At 73.5% G+C, this 17,711-nt stretch carries 18 protein-coding genes; 13 read left to right on the top strand and 5 right to left on the bottom strand.

Annotated features, from left to right (window positions below):
- Nucleotides 1–12: 12 nt before the first annotated feature.
- A complete protein-coding gene (locus IE180_RS27490; protein WP_190159650.1) occupies nt 13–837 on the bottom strand; it encodes a hypothetical protein in 825 nt (274 codons plus the stop codon).
- Between the two features lie 280 nt (nt 838–1,117).
- On the opposite strand from IE180_RS27490, the gene IE180_RS27485 reads away from it, so the two are divergent.
- Nucleotides 1,118–1,405: a hypothetical protein gene (locus IE180_RS27485; RefSeq protein ID WP_190159649.1), complete on the top strand. Its 288-nt coding sequence runs from the start codon at nt 1,118–1,120 to the stop codon at nt 1,403–1,405.
- A gap of 154 nt (nt 1,406–1,559) precedes the next feature.
- Nucleotides 1,560–1,745, top strand: coding sequence for a hypothetical protein (locus IE180_RS27480; protein WP_190159648.1), 186 nt, complete (start codon nt 1,560–1,562; stop codon nt 1,743–1,745).
- An 845-nt stretch (nt 1,746–2,590) separates the two neighbouring features.
- On the opposite strand, the gene IE180_RS27475 is transcribed toward IE180_RS27480, so the two are convergent.
- Nucleotides 2,591–3,694, bottom strand: a complete 1,104-nt coding sequence (locus IE180_RS27475; protein ID WP_190159757.1) for a glutamate--cysteine ligase — start codon at nt 3,692–3,694, stop codon at nt 2,591–2,593.
- A gap of 553 nt (nt 3,695–4,247) precedes the next feature.
- Between IE180_RS27475 and IE180_RS36795 the strand changes: the two genes are divergently transcribed.
- The 3 genes from IE180_RS36795 to IE180_RS27460 all read left to right on the top strand — a co-directional run bounded on the left by IE180_RS36795 (nt 4,248) and on the right by IE180_RS27460 (nt 6,878).
- Nucleotides 4,248–4,763, top strand: coding sequence for a MurR/RpiR family transcriptional regulator (locus IE180_RS36795; RefSeq protein ID WP_229860952.1), 516 nt, complete (start codon nt 4,248–4,250; stop codon nt 4,761–4,763).
- Nucleotides 4,764–4,847: 84 nt separating this feature from the next.
- Complete coding sequence (locus tag IE180_RS27465; protein WP_190159647.1) at nt 4,848–5,543, top strand: TetR/AcrR family transcriptional regulator; 696 nt, start codon at nt 4,848–4,850, stop codon at nt 5,541–5,543.
- A 198-nt stretch (nt 5,544–5,741) separates the two neighbouring features.
- Entirely contained in the window at nt 5,742–6,878 is a 1,137-nt protein-coding gene (locus IE180_RS27460) for an FAD-dependent oxidoreductase (RefSeq protein WP_190159646.1), read from the top strand.
- Between the two features lie 251 nt (nt 6,879–7,129).
- Here the strand turns inward: IE180_RS27460 and IE180_RS27455 are convergent, their stop codons facing one another.
- Nucleotides 7,130–8,257, bottom strand: coding sequence for an NADH:flavin oxidoreductase (locus tag IE180_RS27455; RefSeq protein WP_190159645.1), 1,128 nt, complete (start codon nt 8,255–8,257; stop codon nt 7,130–7,132).
- A gap of 118 nt (nt 8,258–8,375) precedes the next feature.
- On the opposite strand from IE180_RS27455, the gene IE180_RS27450 reads away from it, so the two are divergent.
- The 6 genes from IE180_RS27450 (at nt 8,376) to IE180_RS27425 (ending at nt 13,147) form a co-directional block, all read left to right on the top strand.
- Entirely contained in the window at nt 8,376–8,810 is a 435-nt protein-coding gene (locus IE180_RS27450; RefSeq protein WP_229860950.1) for a MarR family winged helix-turn-helix transcriptional regulator, read from the top strand.
- Between the two features lie 260 nt (nt 8,811–9,070).
- Nucleotides 9,071–10,057, top strand: coding sequence for a glutathione S-transferase family protein (locus IE180_RS27445; protein WP_190159644.1), 987 nt, complete (start codon nt 9,071–9,073; stop codon nt 10,055–10,057).
- Between the two features lie 326 nt (nt 10,058–10,383).
- Nucleotides 10,384–11,100 carry a GvpL/GvpF family gas vesicle protein gene (locus tag IE180_RS27440; protein ID WP_190159643.1) on the top strand — a complete coding sequence of 239 codons (717 nt, stop codon included), beginning with the start codon at nt 10,384–10,386 and terminating at the stop codon, nt 11,098–11,100.
- A gap of 182 nt (nt 11,101–11,282) precedes the next feature.
- Nucleotides 11,283–11,570 carry a WhiB family transcriptional regulator gene (locus IE180_RS27435; protein WP_190159642.1) on the top strand — a complete coding sequence of 96 codons (288 nt, stop codon included), beginning with the start codon at nt 11,283–11,285 and terminating at the stop codon, nt 11,568–11,570.
- Between the two features lie 159 nt (nt 11,571–11,729).
- Nucleotides 11,730–12,353: a hypothetical protein gene (locus IE180_RS27430; RefSeq protein WP_190159641.1), complete on the top strand. Its 624-nt coding sequence runs from the start codon at nt 11,730–11,732 to the stop codon at nt 12,351–12,353.
- Entirely contained in the window at nt 12,353–13,147 is a 795-nt protein-coding gene (locus tag IE180_RS27425) for a hypothetical protein (RefSeq protein WP_190159640.1), read from the top strand. Before IE180_RS27430 ends, IE180_RS27425 begins: the two co-directional genes overlap by 1 nt.
- A gap of 338 nt (nt 13,148–13,485) precedes the next feature.
- Here the strand turns inward: IE180_RS27425 and IE180_RS27420 are convergent, their stop codons facing one another.
- Nucleotides 13,486–14,109: a LysE/ArgO family amino acid transporter gene (locus IE180_RS27420; protein ID WP_190159639.1), complete on the bottom strand. Its 624-nt coding sequence runs from the start codon at nt 14,107–14,109 to the stop codon at nt 13,486–13,488.
- 69 nt (nt 14,110–14,178) lie between these two features.
- Here IE180_RS27420 and IE180_RS27415 point away from each other — a divergent pair, with 69 nt between their 5' ends.
- Both IE180_RS27415 and IE180_RS27410 read left to right on the top strand, forming a co-directional pair.
- A complete protein-coding gene (locus IE180_RS27415) occupies nt 14,179–15,093 on the top strand; it encodes a LysR family transcriptional regulator ArgP (protein ID WP_190159638.1) in 915 nt (304 codons plus the stop codon).
- Nucleotides 15,094–15,519: 426 nt separating this feature from the next.
- Nucleotides 15,520–16,407: a methyltransferase domain-containing protein gene (locus IE180_RS27410; protein ID WP_190159637.1), complete on the top strand. Its 888-nt coding sequence runs from the start codon at nt 15,520–15,522 to the stop codon at nt 16,405–16,407.
- A gap of 208 nt (nt 16,408–16,615) precedes the next feature.
- Here IE180_RS27410 and IE180_RS27405 read toward each other — a convergent pair whose 3' ends face one another.
- Nucleotides 16,616–17,431, bottom strand: a complete 816-nt coding sequence (locus IE180_RS27405) for a S1 family peptidase (RefSeq protein WP_190159636.1) — start codon at nt 17,429–17,431, stop codon at nt 16,616–16,618.
- Between the last annotated feature and the right edge of the window lie 280 nt (nt 17,432–17,711).

Genomic DNA, 17,711 nt, shown 5'->3' with positions numbered 1-17,711 from the left:
CGGCCGTGCTGTTCAGGCCCCGGCCAGGGCCGCCTCGGCGGGTTCCCCGTTCTTCGACCGCTCCGCGGCAGGGGCGGAGGAAGCGGCAGAGGCCCGGGCCGTGGGCCAGGTGTAGAGGACGAGGCCCTGCCGGGTGTCCTTCTCCAGCCCGTCCTTCGCCACCAGCCTCTCCAGGGCGTTGCGGACGACCTGGTCCGACGTCGCGCGCTCGGGGTGGCGCGCCTTCAGCTCGGCGCTGATCTCGCTGACCTTCTTCGGCTCACCGGGCTGCTGGGCGAGGAGGTCCTTGAGGAGTTCACCGAGCGTGGGACCCGTCGGCCTCACGGCCTTGTTCGCCGTCGTGGTCCTCCTGACGCCCGTCTTCTTGACTGCGGGCACCTTCCCGGCCACGGCCTTCACTGCCGCCACGGCCTTCTCTGCCGCCGGGGTCTCCTCGGCGGCCGGGACCTTTCGGGCGGGAGCCTTCTTGGCGGCACGCTTGGCCCCGGTGGCCTTCTTCGCCGGTGCCTTCTTCACCGACGCGGCGCGACCGGCCTTCTCCGACCTCGGCTGCGGCACGGCCGCCTCCTCCGCACCGGCGCCGGCCACCAGGGTGGCGCCCGCCGGCTCGGCACCGGCCGCGACGGTGCCGCTCACCGGCCCGGCAGCAGCCGTCGGTTCACCCCCGGCGGCCGGCGGCAGGGACTCCAGCGTCGCGGCGAGCCACTTCTCCTCCTCCTGCAACCGGCCCAGCCGAACGGTGAGAGTGGCCTGCTCGGCCTGGTTGGCCGCGAGGTCAGCGGCGAGTTGCTCCGCGTACTTGGTCTGGATCGAGGTGCTGTCAGGCTCGTCGGCCATGCAATCCACACTCCTTGTGCAGGACGGGTATTGCTGCCGGATGCTACTTGTTGCAGACCGCGCCCGGGCGGTATAGCCCGAAACACCCCTCAGACGATGACCCTGCGCCCCACCGACGACGGGGACCCACACCGGTCGGCTTCACACCGACCGGTGTGCCGCCGTGCCCCGGAGCGGCGGACGGGCCCTCGCCGTGGCCGTGGACGCCGAGGCGCGGCACCCGGGAACGTGATTCCGCCGAAGTACCGGTGGACGGCGCGGACCGGGGTACACGGCCCGCATGGCACCGAAGAACGAACACTTCCTGCGGGTCGTACGGCAGTTGCGCCGGATCCGTGTGCTCTACATGTCAGGCGTCCTGTTGTGGGCGGCCGCCGCGGCCTGGACGGGCGGAGCCCACCCGGGCAGCCCACAGATGTGGGCCTCCCTGTTCCTCCTGGTGGTTTTCGCCGGTCTGCTCTTCACGGCCTGTGTGTGGCTGCGGCGTCTCCGGGAGGCCCCGGGGCACCGGCCCGCGCATCACGCCGCACCTCGACGGGCCGTCGCCTCACGCCACGCGAGCGTGTGAACCCGATCCGGTACGACGCCGAGCTCGGGTACGCGTGAACGCTGAACCCGCAGCGGGCCGGGCGGGGTTGACGGCCGGTCCGCCGGTGCTCCCTGCCGGCTTGCGACGACGATGCGAGGGCATACGAACAGCACCCTTCGAAAGGAGCTCGCTCATGCTCGGCATAGTCGCGGCGGTGTTGTTCTTCTTCGCGTTCCTGATCAACGCGGCGGACATCGCCACCAACGATGCGTTCACCTCGACGAACGTGATGCTGCTCGGACTGACCGCCCTCGCCCTCCACGTGTCGGGCCTCGGCGCCGGCCACAGCACCAGACGCCGTCCCTGGTCCCGCTCGTGAGGCTCCGCCACCTCCCGTGGCCCTGAAGCGGTCGAGAGAGGGAGTCCTGCGAAGACCGTTCACGGGACAGTCCTCAGACGGCCCGGCCCTGCCCGGCCGTGCCGGACCCTGCGTGGCGCCTCCGGCATCGACCCTTTCGCCGAGCTCGCCGGACCGGCCGCAGACCCGGCCGGCGATTTCGCGACCGCTGCCCGCCACTTCCCCCGGCCCCGTTCGGCCTCCTCGTCGACCGCGGCGGATCCATCGCCGACTGCCTGGGGAAGGGCGGGAGTAGGACGGAGGATCGGGGGCAGGCGGTCGTTCGAGCGCATGGGACCGCTCCGGCTGACCCCGCACCCGCTGTCTCCCCCTTCCGGTGGGTGCGGGGACAGCTGAACGGCCCGCACCAGGCAGGGGTGCGGGCCGTTCACCATGAGGAGGCCGGACCGGAGCCGCCTGGTGGGGGAGGGAAGTCCCGTACGCACGGTCTCTCCGGCGTTCCGGCTGCGAGGACCGCCGGGCCGTTCGGGCCGCGGTGTCGCCGGGGCGTCCGCCCACCGGACGCGGATCGGCGACGGCGAACCGCTTCAGCGAGCCGAAGGGGGCGTCGATCGGCACCGGAGCCTGCCCTCGCACGTCCCCTCGCCGCCCGTCGGCTGCGTCCACGAGCCCGGCGCCCCCGCCGGCGCCGCCGCTCCGGGCGTCACCTTCGAACCGGCCGGAGGACGCCCTCCCCTCCCCTCAGCACTCCTCCTGATGAACATGCCTGCCCGAACAGGCGGCTGTGGGAGGGGCGACGGGGGAAGGGAAGGGAAGCCGTCGCCGGGAGAGGCGACCGGGGAAAGGAGGGGAGCCGCCTCCGGGAGCTACTCCTCCGCGGTGCCGTCCTCCGTGGTGATCCGGGCGCACGTGCGGACGACCTCGCCGAGCTCCATCCCGCCTTCGAGGAGGTCACGCTGGCGCCGGGCCCCTCCGCCGCGCACCAGGAGGTCCTTGAGGGCGAAGCGCGCCCGGTCGAGGTCGCCGGTCTCCCGCAGGGCGTCCTCGGTGTGCGCGATGAAGGCGTCGAAGGCCGCCTCGGGCGGGATCGGTCGCAGCGTCCGAGGGTCGAGCAGCGGGCCCTCAGGCCCCGAGCGGGCTGCCTGCCAGGCCGCGAGCCGGAGCAGCTCGACCGGAACACGGGGCACGGGCTCCCCCGACCGCCAGGCCCGTGCCTCGGTCTCGACCAGGGCCCGGGCGAGGGTGGCCACCAGCACCGTGGTGTCGGGTTCGAGACAGACGTCGGCGACGCGGATCTCGACGGTGGGGAAGTTGTGGGAGAGACGGGCGTCGAAGTAGATCATGCCTTGGTCGCGCAGGACCCCGGTGCCCAGCATGTCGCGCACGCGGGCGTGGTAACCGGCCGCGGTGCCGAACGGCTCGTACGGGCCTGCGGAGGGGAGCCGGTACCAGACCCGGCTGCGGTAGCTGGCGTACCCCGTGTCCTTCCCCTGCCAGTAGGGCGAATTCGCGCTGATCGCGGTCAGGAGCGGCAGCCACGTGCGGATCCGGTCGAGGACCGCGACGCCCTCCTCGTCCGATTCGACGGAGACGTGCACGTGACATCCGCCGGTGAGCTGCTCCTCCGCGGTCAGGGCGAACTGGTCGGCCAGCCAGCGGTACCGCCGCCCGAGGTTCCGGGAGGGCTGCACGGGGAGCGGCGAGGTCGCCAGCGCGGCGACCTGGGCACCCACACCTCGAGCGTGGCGCCCGGCCTCGCCGCGCCACCGGACGATCTCCTCGCGGAGGGCGCCCATGTCGCTGACGGGGCGGGTGGCGAACTCCAGCTGCTCCTGATGCAGCTCCTTCTCGAAGACGTCCCCCGCCTCGCCCCCGGCGGCCGCGGCGAGGACGGCGGACGACAGAGCGAGCGGTTCGCCGGTCCGGCCGCTGACGAGCAGCAGCTCCTCCTCCACACCCACCGTGCGGATCCTGTGCTGCGTCGGGTTCTGGGTCACGCGGTTCTTCCTTCCGGGTGGAACATCGCTGATCTGCGGTGCGCCTCAGGCGCGTACCCCGGATCGGACGGATCAGCCGGGCCGACGCGGGGGCTCTTCCCCGGAGCCCGCGTCACGCCACGCCACGACACGCCACGACTCGGCAGCGCTCGAACAGGGCGCTCGCCATGCCCACCGCACTTCCTCCTCCGCCGTCGGGTCCTTCGCACGTCTGCGGTTCCCGGGCCCGGGTGCCCTCCCGGCACATCCTCCGGACCGTGCGGGTGCTGGTCCCGTCCTTGCCCGGGCCGAGTGCGGACCCACCGGGAGACGAGCGGCCGCACCCCTGCCCGGACGACGTCCCGGACCCGATCATGAGGTCACCTCGACCGAAGGAGCCGGCCGTGGACCCCGACACGTACACGACGCCCGGCGGACCCGGCCGCCCGGTGCCGCGCCGCCCGCCCGGGAGCCCTCCCGGGACCGGGATCCGGCCGCCCGCGCACTGGCCGACACCGTCCGTGCCGCCCGAGAGGCGCTGGACGGGGTGGCCGCGACGGTGACCCCCGAGCGGTTGCGCACGGCCGCGGGACTGCTCGACGCGGCCCCCCGGGTGCTGGTGGTGGGAGTGGGACTGTCCGGCGCGGTCGCCCTGGACACCGCCTACCGGCTGCGCGCCCTGGGCTGCGCGGTCGACGCGCCGGCCGACCCGCTGACGGCCCAGCTGGCCGCCTCCCAACTGACCTCCGCGGACGTCTGCCTGGCCATCAGTCATACGGGGGCGACGCGGAGCACGGTGGACGCCGCCCGCGGCGCGCGGCGCGCCGGGGCCCGGGTCGTCGCCCTCACCAGCTACGCCCGCTCGCCGCTCGGCGAGTCCAGCGACTGCACGCTGGTCGCGGGCGGCCAGGACCTGGTCTTCGGACTCGAGACCGTCGCCAGCCGCCTGGCGCACCTGACCGTGATCGACGCCCTCGCCCTCACCCTGCTGGGACTGCGCGGGGCACCGGCCGAAGCCGCGTTGCGCCTTTCGGCCGACGTCACGGTCGACCACTCGTACTGACCGTCCCCGGGCCTCCTCCGCGCCGTGGCGGCGGCCCGGACCGGGACGACGGCCGGCGGCGAACGTGTTCGTTACGATCGCGGCATGACTGCGAAGCGAGAACCGATCAGCCGCCGCGAGCGCCCCGCCAAGCCCGCTCTGACCAGGCACGGAATCATCGACGCGGCAGTGCGGGTCATGCGGTCCGAGGGACTGGAGAAGGTGACCATGCGGCGCCTGGCGCAGGAGCTGGACACCGGCCCGGCCTCGCTGTACGTGTACGTCGCCAGCACCGCCGAACTGCACGCGGCGGTGCTGGACGCGCTCCTGGGCGAGGTGGACCTGTCCGTCGAGGACACCGCGAGTGACTGGCGCGACCAGCTTGTCGCCGTGCTGACCTCGTACACGCACCTGCTCTTCGGGCACCCGCAGCTGGCCCGTTCCGCGCTGGTCGCGCGTCCCGGCGGCCCGAACTACCTGGACCTGGTCGAACGCCTCCTGCTGCTGCTCTCCCGCAGCGGCGCCCCGCGCGAGCAGGTCGCCTGGGGCGTGGACAACCTCCTGCAGTACGCGACCGCCACCGCGGCGGAACACGGCACCCAGGAGCGCGACCCCATGAGCCAGGACGACTGGGACGCCCTCGCCCGCGCCGCGCACGGCGTGGACGAGGCCGAGCACCCGATGATCAAGGCGCACCTGCCGGCGCTTCTGGCCGGGACGCAGGACGCCCGGCTGGCCTGGGGATTCGATCTCGTGATCAACGGCATCCTTCACACGCCCGTCCCGGTCACCGCCGCCTGAGCCGACCGGAGCGCCGCGGCCTGCGGATTCCCGCGCGGCAGCCCGCGCCCGTGCGGCGCACCGCACGGACGCCGCACAGGCCGAAGGCGCTTCGCACCCATGGACGAACTTGTTCGCTACGAACATGTTCGTTACGGTGGAAGGGCGGGCCGGGAACACCGGGCCGAGGCTTCACGCACACCCACCCCAGGGAGCCCCATGAGCACGCATCACCCCATCGCGATCATCGGCGGAGGTCTCGGCGGTCTCACCGCCGCCCGCGTCCTCCACGTCAACGGCATCGAGGCGGCCGTCTTCGAACGGGAGGCTTCGCCGAAGGCCCGCACCCAGGGCGGCATGCTCGACATCCACGAGGAGAACGGCCAGCGGGCCCTGCGCGCCGCAGGCCTCCACGACGGCTTCCTCGGGATCGTCCACGAGGGCGGTCAGGCCCTGCGCCTGCTCGGGCCCGACGGCACCGTCCACGTCTCGGAAGGGGACGACGGCACCGGCGGCCGGCCCGAGGTCGACCGCGGCGACCTGCGCGACCTGCTCCTCGACTCGCTGCCGGACGGCATGATCCACTGGGGCAAGAAGGCCACCGCCGCCCGCACACTGGCCGACGGACGCCACGAGGTGACCTTCGCCGACGGAACGGCCCTCACCACCGACCTGCTGATCGGCGCCGACGGCGCCTGGTCGCGCGTGCGCCCCCTGCTCTCCGACGCCGTGCCCGCCTACACCGGCATCTCCTTCGTGGAGGCCGACCTGCCGCAGGCGGACACCCGTCACCCCCGCGGCGCGGCCGTCGTCGGCGACGGCTTCTTCATCTGCCTCGGCGACGAGCGCGGCTTCCTCGCGCACAAGGAGGCCGACGGCGGCCTTCACGTCCACGCCGCGCTCAAGGCGGACGAGGACTGGCTGGACACGGTCGACTTCACCCGCCTGGAAGAGGCCAAGAGGGCCGTGCTGGCCCGCTTCGAGGGATGGGACGAGGACCTACGGGGGCTGATCGCCGACGCCGACGCCATGACTCCCCGCCGCATCCACGCCCTGCCGGTGGACCACCGCTGGGGCCGCGTGCCGGGGGTGACGCTGCTCGGCGACGCCGCCCACGTGATGTCCCCCTTCGCCGGCGAAGGGGCGAACCTCGCCATGTTCGACGGGGCCGAACTCGCCTCGGCGATCGCCTCCCGCCCCGGAGACCCCGAGGGCGCCCTGGCCGCCTACGAGGAAGCGCTCTTCCCCCGCAGCCGGACCTCTGCCACCGACTCCGCCCGGAGCCTCGCCACGATGTTCGGCCCGCAGGGTTTGGAGCGGATGGTGGAGTTCTTCACCACCGGACCCGCGGCGTAGCAGCGCCCACCCGGCCCCGTACGGTCGAGCACTCCGCGTCGGGCCGCCGGGCGGTGACGAACGGGAACCGCCGGCCCGGCTCCGGGTACGAGCCGCGAAGGAGAAACGACCCCGAGGACTCGGCGGGGGAGGGGCCGTGGAAACCCGCCCCGCGCGACCGTCCGGTCGGCCGGGCCGCGACCCGACCGCCGTCCGGCCGGAACGCGAAACGGTCCGCCGACGAAGCCGGCGGACCGTTCCGGGAGGTCGGGCTAGCTCAGGGTCCGGAGTGCGGCCGCGTCGTACGGCTTCAGCTCGCCGGTCCGCCCCGCCAGGACCTTCGCCGCCCACTCCGGGTCCTGGAGCAGCGCGCGGCCGACGGCGACCATGTCGAACTCGTCGCGCTCCAGGCGGTCGAGGAGGTCGTCGATGCCCTGGACCGGCGCGCCCTCGCCCGCGAAGGCGCGGATGAAGTCGCCGTCGAGGCCGACCGAGCCGACGGTGATGGTGGGCCTGCCGGTGAGCTTCTTGGTCCAGCCCGCCAGGTTCAGGTCCGAGCCCTCGAACTCGGGTATCCAGTGGCGGCGGGTGGAGGCGTGGAACACGTCGACGCCGGCCGCGGCGAGCGGGGCCAGGATCGCCCCCAGCTCCTCCGGGGTCTCGGCGAGCCGCGCGTCGTAGGCGTCCTGCTTCCACTGCGAGAAGCGGAAGATCACCGGGAAGTCGGGCGAGACGGTCTCGCGGACCGCGGCCACGATCTCGGCGGCGAACTTGGTGCGGGACACGGGGTCACCGCCGTAGGCGTCGGTACGGCGGTTCGTCCCCGCCCACAGGAACTGGTCGATGAGGTAGCCGTGGGCGCCGTGCAGTTCGACGCCGTCGAAGCCGATGCGCTCGGCGGCCGCGGCGGCCTCGGCGAAGGCGCCGATGACGTCGTCCAGATCCCCCTGGGTCATCGCCTTGCCGGTGCCCTCCGTGCCGTCGGGGCGGATGCCGGAGGGGCCCATGGCCGGGGCGTCGGCGTAGGGTGCCTGGCCCTGCTCGCGCACCATCCCGATGTGCCACAGCTGCGGCACGATCGTGCCGCCCGCCGCGTGCACGGCCTCCGCCACCTTCGCCCAGCCCGCCAGCTGCTCCTCGCCGTGGAACCGCGGCACGCGGTCGCTCTGCCCGGCCGACTCGTGGCCGACGTAGGTCCCCTCGGTCACGATCAGGCCCACGCCGGCGGCGGCGCGGCGGGCGTAGTACGACCGCACGTCCTCGCCGGGGACCCCGCCGGGGGAGAACATGCGCGTCATGGGCGCCATCGCGATGCGGTTCGGGACGGTCAGGCCGTTCAGGGTGACGGGCCGGGACAGGATCTCGGCCGCGCGGGAGGCGGGGGACGCGGTGACGGTCACGGGGACGCTCCTCATGGCTGTTACTTGACAACCTTGATGCTTGAGAACTTCATGCAATGGGGAGACGGTAGAGGCGAATGCTTGAGATAGTCAAGCATCTCCGGATAGGGTGACCCCCATGACACAAGGTCCCCGCGTCGACACGGCCCAGCTCATGGAGCTGCTCTCCGTGTCGCTCGGCGTCTACTACGGCGATTTCACCGTCGCGGCGGCGAGCGAGAACCTCACGGCGAGCCAGGGCAAGGCCCTGACCGTGCTGCGCCGGGGACCCGCCGCGATGCGCGCCCTGGCCGAGACCATGGCCTGCGACGCCTCCAACATGACCGGGATCATCGACCGGCTGGAGCAGCGCGGCCTGGTGCGCCGCGAGGCCGACACCGCCGACCGACGCGTCAAGAACGTCGTCCTCACGGCCGAGGGCCGGCGCGCCACCGACGCGATCCGCGCGAAGATGCGCACCACGCGGGAGGGTCTGGACGGTCTCGACGACGAGGACAAGGACGCCCTGCACGCCCTGCTGGAACGGGTCTTCGTCTCCCGCCCCGCCACCTGACCCCGCCCTCGCTCCCCGGGAACCGGCAGGCCTGCTTCCCGACCGGGCGGGCCCCGCCCTGCCGGGGCGGCACGGCCTCGACCCCGACGGCAACACGACCGACTCGACCGTGAACCGGGCCAGGTCCACAGCCGGACCAGGCCCGACCGCCGCGGAGTCCGACAGGACGTCGACGCGGACCCGGCCGGACGCGCCCGACACGGCCCCGGACACCCCACGCGCGTTCCCCGTGCGGCCGCGGGCGCCGTTAGGCTCGGAGCATGACTGGTGACGGGGAATTCCATCGGGACCGGAACTACCTCGCGACACGGATCACGGCCGACGGCCGTGACGGATGGCCCGTGGAGCCCGGACGCTACCGACTGGTGATCGCCCGGGCTTGCCCGTGGGCGAACCGGGCGGCGATCGTCCGGCGGCTGATGGGACTCGAGGACGTGCTCTCCCTGGGCGTCGCGGGGCCGATCCACGACGATCGGAGCTGGTCCTTCCACCTGGACCCCGGCGGCAAGGACCCGGTGCTGGGGATCGAACTGCTGCAGGAGGCGTTCCTCCGGCGCGACCCCGGCTACTCGCGCGGCATCACCGTGCCCGCCCTCGTCGACGTCCCCACCGGCCAGGTGGTGACCAACGACTTCGCCCGGATCACGCTCGACCTCGGCCAGGAGTGGGCGGCCCACCAACGGGACGGCGCTCCCGACCTCTACCCCGAGGCCCTGCGCGACGAGATCGACGACGTGGCCGAGAAGGTCTTCCAGGACGTGAACGACGGCGTCTACAAGTGCGGCTTCGCCCGTACGCAGAAGGCGTACGACACGGCCCACCAGCGACTGTGGGCGCGGCTCGACTGGCTCGAGGACCGGCTCGGTCGCCGACGCTACCTGGTGGGCGACACCCTCACCGAGGCCGACGTCCGGCTCTTCACGACGCTGGCACGGTTCGACGCCGTCTACCACGGCCACTTCAAGTGCAACCGGCAGAAGCTGACCGAGCTGCCCGCCCTCTGGGCCTACGCCCGGGACCTCTTCCAGACGCCCGGCTTCGGCGACACGATCGACTTCGCGCAGATCAAAGCGCACTACTACGTGGTCCACCACGCCATCAACCCGACCGGCATCGTCCCCCAGGGCCCGGACCTCCGTGGCTGGCTCACCCCGCACGCCCGTGAGGAGCTCGGCGGCCGGCCGTTCGGCGACGGCACCCCGCCCGGTCCGCCACCGGAGTCCGAGCGCGTGCCTCCGCCGGCCTGAACCCGAGCCGCCGTCACCGACGGCCGCAGCCACCTCCCTGTCGGCACCTCCCTGTCGGCACCCCCCTGTCGGCAGGCACTTCCCTCGCCTCCTCCATCTCCTCCGTCTCCTCCGACGCCCGGGCTCCCCACCCGGTTTGAGGACAGGAAGGCCGGTAACACGAGAGAGGGCTACGACACCCAACGGCCCCACGACGTCACCGGGTCCGGTGCGTGCTCCCAGCCCAAGGCGCCCGAGCGGGGTCCGGCGGCCCACCCCCTGAAGCTTTCCGCCAGGTCCCGTGACGAGGGAGCGGAGGAGAGACGCACCGGACGGGAGGAGAAGCGATGACCACGTACGTCTACGGCATAGCCCCCGCCGACCGGAAGCTTCCGGACGACATCGAAGGCATAGGCGACCCGCCCCGGCCCGTACGCACCGTACGCAGCGGCGACCTGGTGGCCCTGTGCAGCGACGCTCCGGCAGAACTGCGGCCGAGGCGCAGCGACTTGCTCGCGCACCAGCACGTCGTGATCGAGGCCGCCAAGGATGGCGCGGTCCTCCCGTTGAGGTTCGGCGGGATCTCCCCCGACGACGAGACCGTCGCCGCGATCCTGGAGAAGCGCCACGACCTCTACCGGGAAGGGCTGGAGAAGGTCGCCGACAGGGACGAGTTCAACGTGAAGGTCTATCACGACGAAGAGGCCGTGAGGCAGGTGGTGCTGGCCGAGGAACCGAATCTGATGTCCCGGCACGCCGCCGACCGTGACGGGGACGGTGACCGCCACGACACGGCCGCCTTCGGCGAACTGGTCGACCGGGCCGTCCACGAGCGGGGAAAGGCCGACGCGGCGCTCGTCGAGGAAGTGCTCGCCCCGCACGCGGCGGCGGTGATCCACGGACCGGAAGCCGCCGGCCGACTGGCCGACCTGTCGTTCCTCGTGGAGCGCGAGCGGCGCCACGCGTTCGAGGAAGCCCTGCGCGGACTGCACCAGGAACACGCGCACCTCCGGGCCCAGGCGACGGGACCGCTGCCCCCGTACAGCTTCGTCGAGACGGATTGACCGCACGGCCGCCCTCCCGGCTCACCGCCGGCCGCATCCGAGGCGCACGCAGGGCCTCCGCGTTCCCGGGCACTGGCAGCCGGACCCTCCCCGCACGCGACTCGGGACGTTTCGTACAGGACTCAGCGGCCAGACGAATGAGAGGAGTCGTACGGCCGACCGGAGTGAAGGAGAAGCCCGACATGTCGAAGGTATCCCATCTGCCCGGGCGGGCGGAGCACCAGTGGGCCTGGCAGAGGGCGGCCGCGTGCCGCGGCCTGGGCACCGAGGTGTTCTTCCACCCCGAGGGCGAGCGCGGCCAGGACCGGGTGGAGAGGGAGGAGGCCGCCAAGGCGGTGTGCGACCGGTGCCCCGTACAGGCCCGGTGCCTGCAACATGCCGTCAGCGTGGCCGAGCCGTACGGGGTCTGGGGCGGCCTCACGGTGAACGAGCGCCGGAGCCCCGGAGGAACCGACGCGGCAGCGGCGTAACCGGATCCGGCGGTGGCCGACGAGAGGCCCGGCAGCCTCGCCGACCCGCTGCCCCGTGTCGGGTCCGGCCGTCGGAGAAGCGGCGCGACGAACCCACAGCCGTCCGGCGAACAGTGACGAGCAACCGGCCAGGAGCCATCACCCTCCAGGAAGGCAGTCATGTCGACCCAGACCGCAGTTCTCATCCTCGCGGCGACGATCGCCGTCCTCTTGGCGGCCGGTTTCCTGGTCCGGGCCCTCACGGGTACGGACAGGGGAGCGAGCGCCCTCAGACGACGCTTCGGCCCCGAGTACGACCACACGCTCGAACGGCACCGAGGCGACACCGAATCCGCACACCGCGACCTGCGCGAGCGGCTCGACGGGTACGGAGACATCCGTCCTCTGCCACTGGAGCCGGCGGTCCGCGAGGACTACACCGCCCAGTGGACCACGATCCAGGAGCGCTTCGTCGACGCGCCGCGGCAGGCGGTCGTCGACGCGGACGACCTCCTCGCACGGGTCGCGGAGACCGAGGGCTTCCCGGACGCGGGCCGACGCGAGGAGCAGCTCGCCGCCCTGTCGGTGCACCATCCGCACCACGTGGAGGGCATGCGCGCGATACGCCGTGCCGGGCGCTCCGCATCGGCGTCGACGGAGGAGCTGAGGGAGGCGCTGGTTCACGCGCGTGCGCTGTTCGAGGGCCTGATGGAGACCGGGAGGCCGACCGGCGCCGAGACCGTCCGTCCCCGCTCGGGACGACACCGCCGACGTCTGATCAACCCGAAGGGAAGTGGAGCGTGATGGCACCCGAGAACCGGAACGAAGAGACGACGGACGGAAACGACGGAGCGGTACGACGCCGGCCCACGCCGCCGGCGCCCCCGGCGCCCCCGCCGACATCGGCAGCACCGGGCGCCGCCGACGGCCGGCCGCCCCTCGACAACGGCGGCGCGCCCGCCTCCGTACCCGCCCAACGCGCCGGCCGTCCCACGACACCGCCCTCCGCGCCGCCGTTCGACACGGCCCCACCGCTCCAGCCACCGTCCGTCCCTCCCCAGGCGGCGCCGCCCCGGGCGCCGCTGCCCGCCGCCCCGTCCGACGACCCCAGCGCCACGGGCCGGAACGGTGGGAGCCGCACGAAGGCTCCCGCCGCGCCCCCCGCCGCGCCGCGCGGACGGGACGCGGCGGACGGGTCGTACCCCGGCCGAGGGCCGGGGTACGGCGACAACGGGGAGCGCGAAGCCCACGCCCTCGGCGGCCCTGTCTCCGGTGACGGCCGCGAGCCCGCGGCCGTCGACGGAGGGGGCGCGGCCGGACGGTTGCTGGACGATGCCGAGCGGGACCGCCTCGGACAACGCCTGCACCACGTGCTCGCGACGTTCGTCGACACGCCCCGCGCGTCGGTCGCCGAGGCGGCCGAAGTCCTCGCCGAGGCGGAGCAGCAGCTCATGGCCTCCCTGAGGGACCGTCAGGTCGCGTTGCGGGCGGGCTGGCAGGACAACGGCGATCCGGACGGGCCGGGCCCCGACACCGAGCAGCTCCGGCTCACCCTGCGGACCTACCGCGAGGTGACGGAACGGCTGCTCAGGATGTGATCCGGCACCCCGCACGGCAGCGAACGGAAGCCCCCTGAACCCCAGGGGGCTTCCCCTTGCTCGTACGGGACGGATGCGCCGTCGGGGGGGCAACGACGTGGGCCGGCACACGATGGACCCGCGGGGCCGCGTCGTCCCCGCGCGGGAGCGCGAAGGCGGCATGCTCGCCGAACTCGGCGCGACGACCGGGCCGGAGCACCGGGCCGCGGACGGCACACCCGGCACCCGCCGGTCACGCCGCACACCCGCCGGTCACGCCGCACTCGCGGCGGCCTGGCTGCGCCCGGTCGCGTGCCGGCGCGAACGCACCGTGACCCCGGCGGCCCCGCCGGAACGGCCTACGCCCCGGCGACCAGTGCCACGCCCATCGCCAGCATGGTCACCGAGACGAGGCCGTCCAGCACCCGCCAGGCCCGGGGGCGGGAGAGCACGCCCGACAGCAGGCGGGCACCGAAGCCCAGGGCGAAGAACCAGCCCAGGCTGGCCAGGGCCGCACCCGCGCCGAAGGCCCACCGCAGGTCACCGCGGTCGGAGGCGAGCGAGCCCACCAGGAGGACGGTGTCCAGGTACACATGGGGGTTCAGCCACGTCAGGGCCAGGCAGGTCAGAACCACCCGTCGGGCGGAACCCGCGTCCGGGCCGCCGACCGTGAGCGCGGCCGCCGGGCCGGGCCTCAGCACCCTCCGGCCGGCCAGGAGCCCGTAGCAGAGCAGGAACGCCCCGCCCGCGAGACCGACCGCGGTCAGCATCGTCGGCCAGGCCTTGACCACCGCGCCCACCCCGGCGACCCCCAGCGCGATCAGCACCGCGTCCGAGACGGCGCAGACGGCCACCACCGCGAGGACGGCGTGGCGGCGGACGCCTTGGCGCAGGACGAAGGCGTTCTGGGCCCCGATGGCCACGATGAGGGAGAGGCCCGTACCGAATCCGGCGAGTGCGGCGGCGGCCATGCTGTTGGTCATGCCCTCGACCGTACGAATCGCCGAGGGATGAGTACAGCTAAGGATTCTTACGTACCCTTAGAGCTACTTATGAACGAGCTCCCCCTGGACCAGGTCAGAACCCTGCTGGCAGTGGTTGACGAAGGAACCTTCGACGCCGCTGCCGCCGCCCTGCACGTGACCCCCTCCGCCGTCAGCCAGCGCGTCAAGGCACTGGAGCAGCGCACCGGGCGGGTCCTGCTGCTGCGCACCAAGCCGGTACGGGCCACCGAGTCCGGCGAGGTGGTGGTCAGATTCGCCCGGCAGCTGGCCCGGCTGGAGCGAGACGCCCACGCAGAACTGGGACTGGCGGCAGACCAGGGCCCCGCCCGGATCCCGGTGGCGGTCAACGCGGACTCCCTCGCCACCTGGTTCCTGCCCGCGCTCACCCGGGTGCCGCAGGACCATCCGGTCTGCTTCGAGCTCCACCGGGAGGACGAGTCCCACACCACCGCCCTGCTGCGCGAGGGGCAGGTGATGGCGGCCGTCACCTCCTCGCCCGACCCGGTGGCGGGCTGCACGGTGCGGCTCCTGGGGCTGGCCCGCTACCTGGCCGTGGCCACCCCGGAATTCGCGGCCCGGCACCTGACCGGCCCCCTGGCCGAGGACCTGTGCGAGGCGCCCACCGTGGTCTTCGACCGCCGTGACGAACTGCAGGACGCCTTCGTACGAGCGCTGACCCGCGGACGGTCGGGAGCCGGGAGGATCCGGCACATGGTGCCGGCCTCGGACGGGTTCCGGGACGCGGTGGCCGCCGGCCTCGGCTGGGGTCTCGTACCCGAACCACAGGCCGTGCCGCTGTTGCGGGCCGGCCGACTGGTGGAGCTCGCCCCGGACCGGCCCATGGACGTCCCCCTCTACTGGCAGCAGTGGAAGCTGGACTCGCCCGCCCTGTCCGCGGTCGCCGAGGCGGTCGCGGCGGTCGCCGCCGAGGCGCTGCTGCCCCAAGGCGTCCACCGGCCGTGAACAGCCCCGTCCGGCACGACGGACGGCAGGCACACCAGCGCGTGGCGCCGCCCGACGACCCGTACACGGAGCTGCCCACCCCACGGAATCCCTTGCCCCCGGTTCGGCCCGGTCGAAGGCACACCAGTGCGTATCGCCGGGCTTTTCGGCGGCGGTCTGCACAGCACCCCACCAGACGGCCGGACCGGGCGGATGCGCTGGAATGAGGGAAGTCCGAACCAGGGCCTGCGAACCCGCCACCGCCGACAGCCCGTCAGCGTGCTGCCCCGCGCCCGGCGCGCCGGCCGTGAGGCCGAATGCGTGTGCTCCTTCCGGCGCGTCACGACGCAGAACCGTGCTGTGGACGTGCGGGGGTCTCCACCCGTGTGAGCCATCCCTCTCCCGACGCCGTGGCGCTGACGGCCGGGGAAGGCCGACCATGGAGCCATGACTTCCTCGCCCCGCCCGCCGCGTGTCGGTGGCCGACCGGATCCGACAGGCGGGAGGGCCGCGCTCGGCGGAGAGTCCGCTGCCGCCCGCGGATACCTGCTGGACAACGCGCGCAGCGAGGCGGGTGAGCGGTTCGTCTGGCTGGCCGAGCTGTTCGACGGTGTGACGCGCGGGCACTTCGACCGACTGGGGATCGGGGCCGGCTCGCGCTGCTGGGAAGTGGGAGCCGGTGGCCCCGGTGTCCCGGAGGCGCTCGCGGCGGCCGTCGGTCCGACCGGGCACGTGCTGGCCACGGACATCGACCCCTCGTGGCTGGAGACAGGCGACGGGTACGAGGTGCGCCGGCACGACGTCGCCGCTGATCCACCCCCGGAGCCGGGGACGTTCGACCTGGTGCACGCCCGACTCGTGCTGGTCCACGTACCCGACCGGGCCCGCGCGTTGGCCACGATGGCGGCAGCACTACGGCCCGGCGGCTGGCTGCTGGTCGAGGACGCCGACACCGCTCTGCAGCCCCTGGCGTGCCTGGACGACAGCGGTCCCGCGCAGCGACGGGCCAACCGGCTGCGCGAGGCGGTCCGGGAGCTGCTGACGCGCCGCGGCGCGGACCTGCGCTACGGCCGGACACTGCCGCGGGCATTGCGCGAGGCCGGGCTGGTGGATGTTGCCGCAGCGGGCTTTTTCCCGGTCGGCGGCCTGGCCTGCGACCGGCTGGAGGCGGCGACCATCCGGCACGTGCGCGGCGAGCTGCTCGCGGCCGGCCTGGCCGACGACGCCGAGATCGACGCGCACCTGGCCGCCCTCCACGCGGGCGAACTCGACCTGACGCTCGCGCCGCTGATCTCGGCCTGGGGACGCCGTCCGGCCGAGCATCCGAGGACGTGAATGCGGACGTGGATGTGTCGCAGTGTCGCAGTGTCGCAAAGGACGGTCCCCGTGAAGGGCGGGAGGCGGCGGCAGGTCGCTGCCGTGGACCGGACGAGGGCGCCATGACGGAAGACGCCCGAGGAAAGCCGGGGTTGCGTGGCGCCGCCGTCGCTGCCCGGTGACCGCTGCCGGTCGGTTCCGGCGGCCGGGCCGGTCCCGGAGGCACTCACGCGTGGTGCCCGATGGTCCTGCGTATCCAGTCGGCGTAGGCGGGCGCGCTGGTGTAGAGGCCCGGCCCGGCCGAGCACGCGACCCCGGCGGCACCGGGGCCTGAGGCGACACCGATGAGTTCCCACCGCCCCCGCCGGTCCTTCTGGAGCTGCGGCCCACCGGAGTCCCCGAAGCAGGCCATGGCCCCGGGCACACGACTGACCGTGCACAGCCGGGTCCTGTCGGCGTAGCCGGGGTCGCACTCGGCCGCGCCGCCGGTGCGGGTCTCGAGCTGCTGCAACCGTTCCGCGAACCTCAGCCCGGTGTCGACGGTGGTCCCGAATCCCAGGATCCGGGTCGGGGTGCCGGGCCGCCCGGTCCGCTGCGCGATCCCGACGGGCTCCTGGGAGACCGGACGGTCCAGACGGACCAGCGCGATGTCGTGCCGGTTGGGCGCCTTGCCCTCACCGTTCACATAGCCGGGGTGAACGACGGCGTGCTCGATCGCCCGAACGGTCCCCCCGGACTTCCGCTCCTCGCTCCCGATCCGGACGACCCCTTCCAGCACGAGGCCCTCGCCCCGTACACAGTGGGCGGCGGTCAGTACCCATCGCGGATCGATCAGCGATGCCCCGCAGTTGCCGTCGTACACCCCTTGGGTGGGGGCGGACTCCGGGATCACCGCCATGAAGGGGTAACGCTCGGTGGCATCCGTTCCGTTGACGATCGCTTCCGCGTCGCCGGTCGTCAAAGCGGTGCACAGGGCAACGGCGAGAGCGCCGACGGCGGTGGCGCGCGCCCCGCGGCGGCGGACGGACTGAGAGCTGAACATGAGGAACCTTCCCTGGGAGCCCGGGCGTGTCCGTCCACCCTGCCCAGTTCGAGATCCACCGGACATCCCGGTGGCGCCCCGAGTGCCATGGGGCTGTCCCCCTCACGGCTCCCGACCGGACGCCGGGGGCCCGCCCCCCGTTACGGACCCCCACGGCCCCACCGCGGACCTCCGGGCGCTGAGCGGCATGGCCGGGGACGCGAAAGCGGCGGGGCTCGGCGAGGCCACGCCCGGTTCGCACGAATTCCTCTCCATGAAGGAACGAGCCTTCCGGCACCTC

This window comes from Streptomyces litmocidini, from assembly GCF_014649755.1.
Taxonomy (GTDB): Bacteria; Actinomycetota; Actinomycetes; order Streptomycetales; family Streptomycetaceae; genus Streptomyces; species Streptomyces litmocidini.
This window is presented reverse-complemented; position numbering and strand designations above follow the sequence as displayed.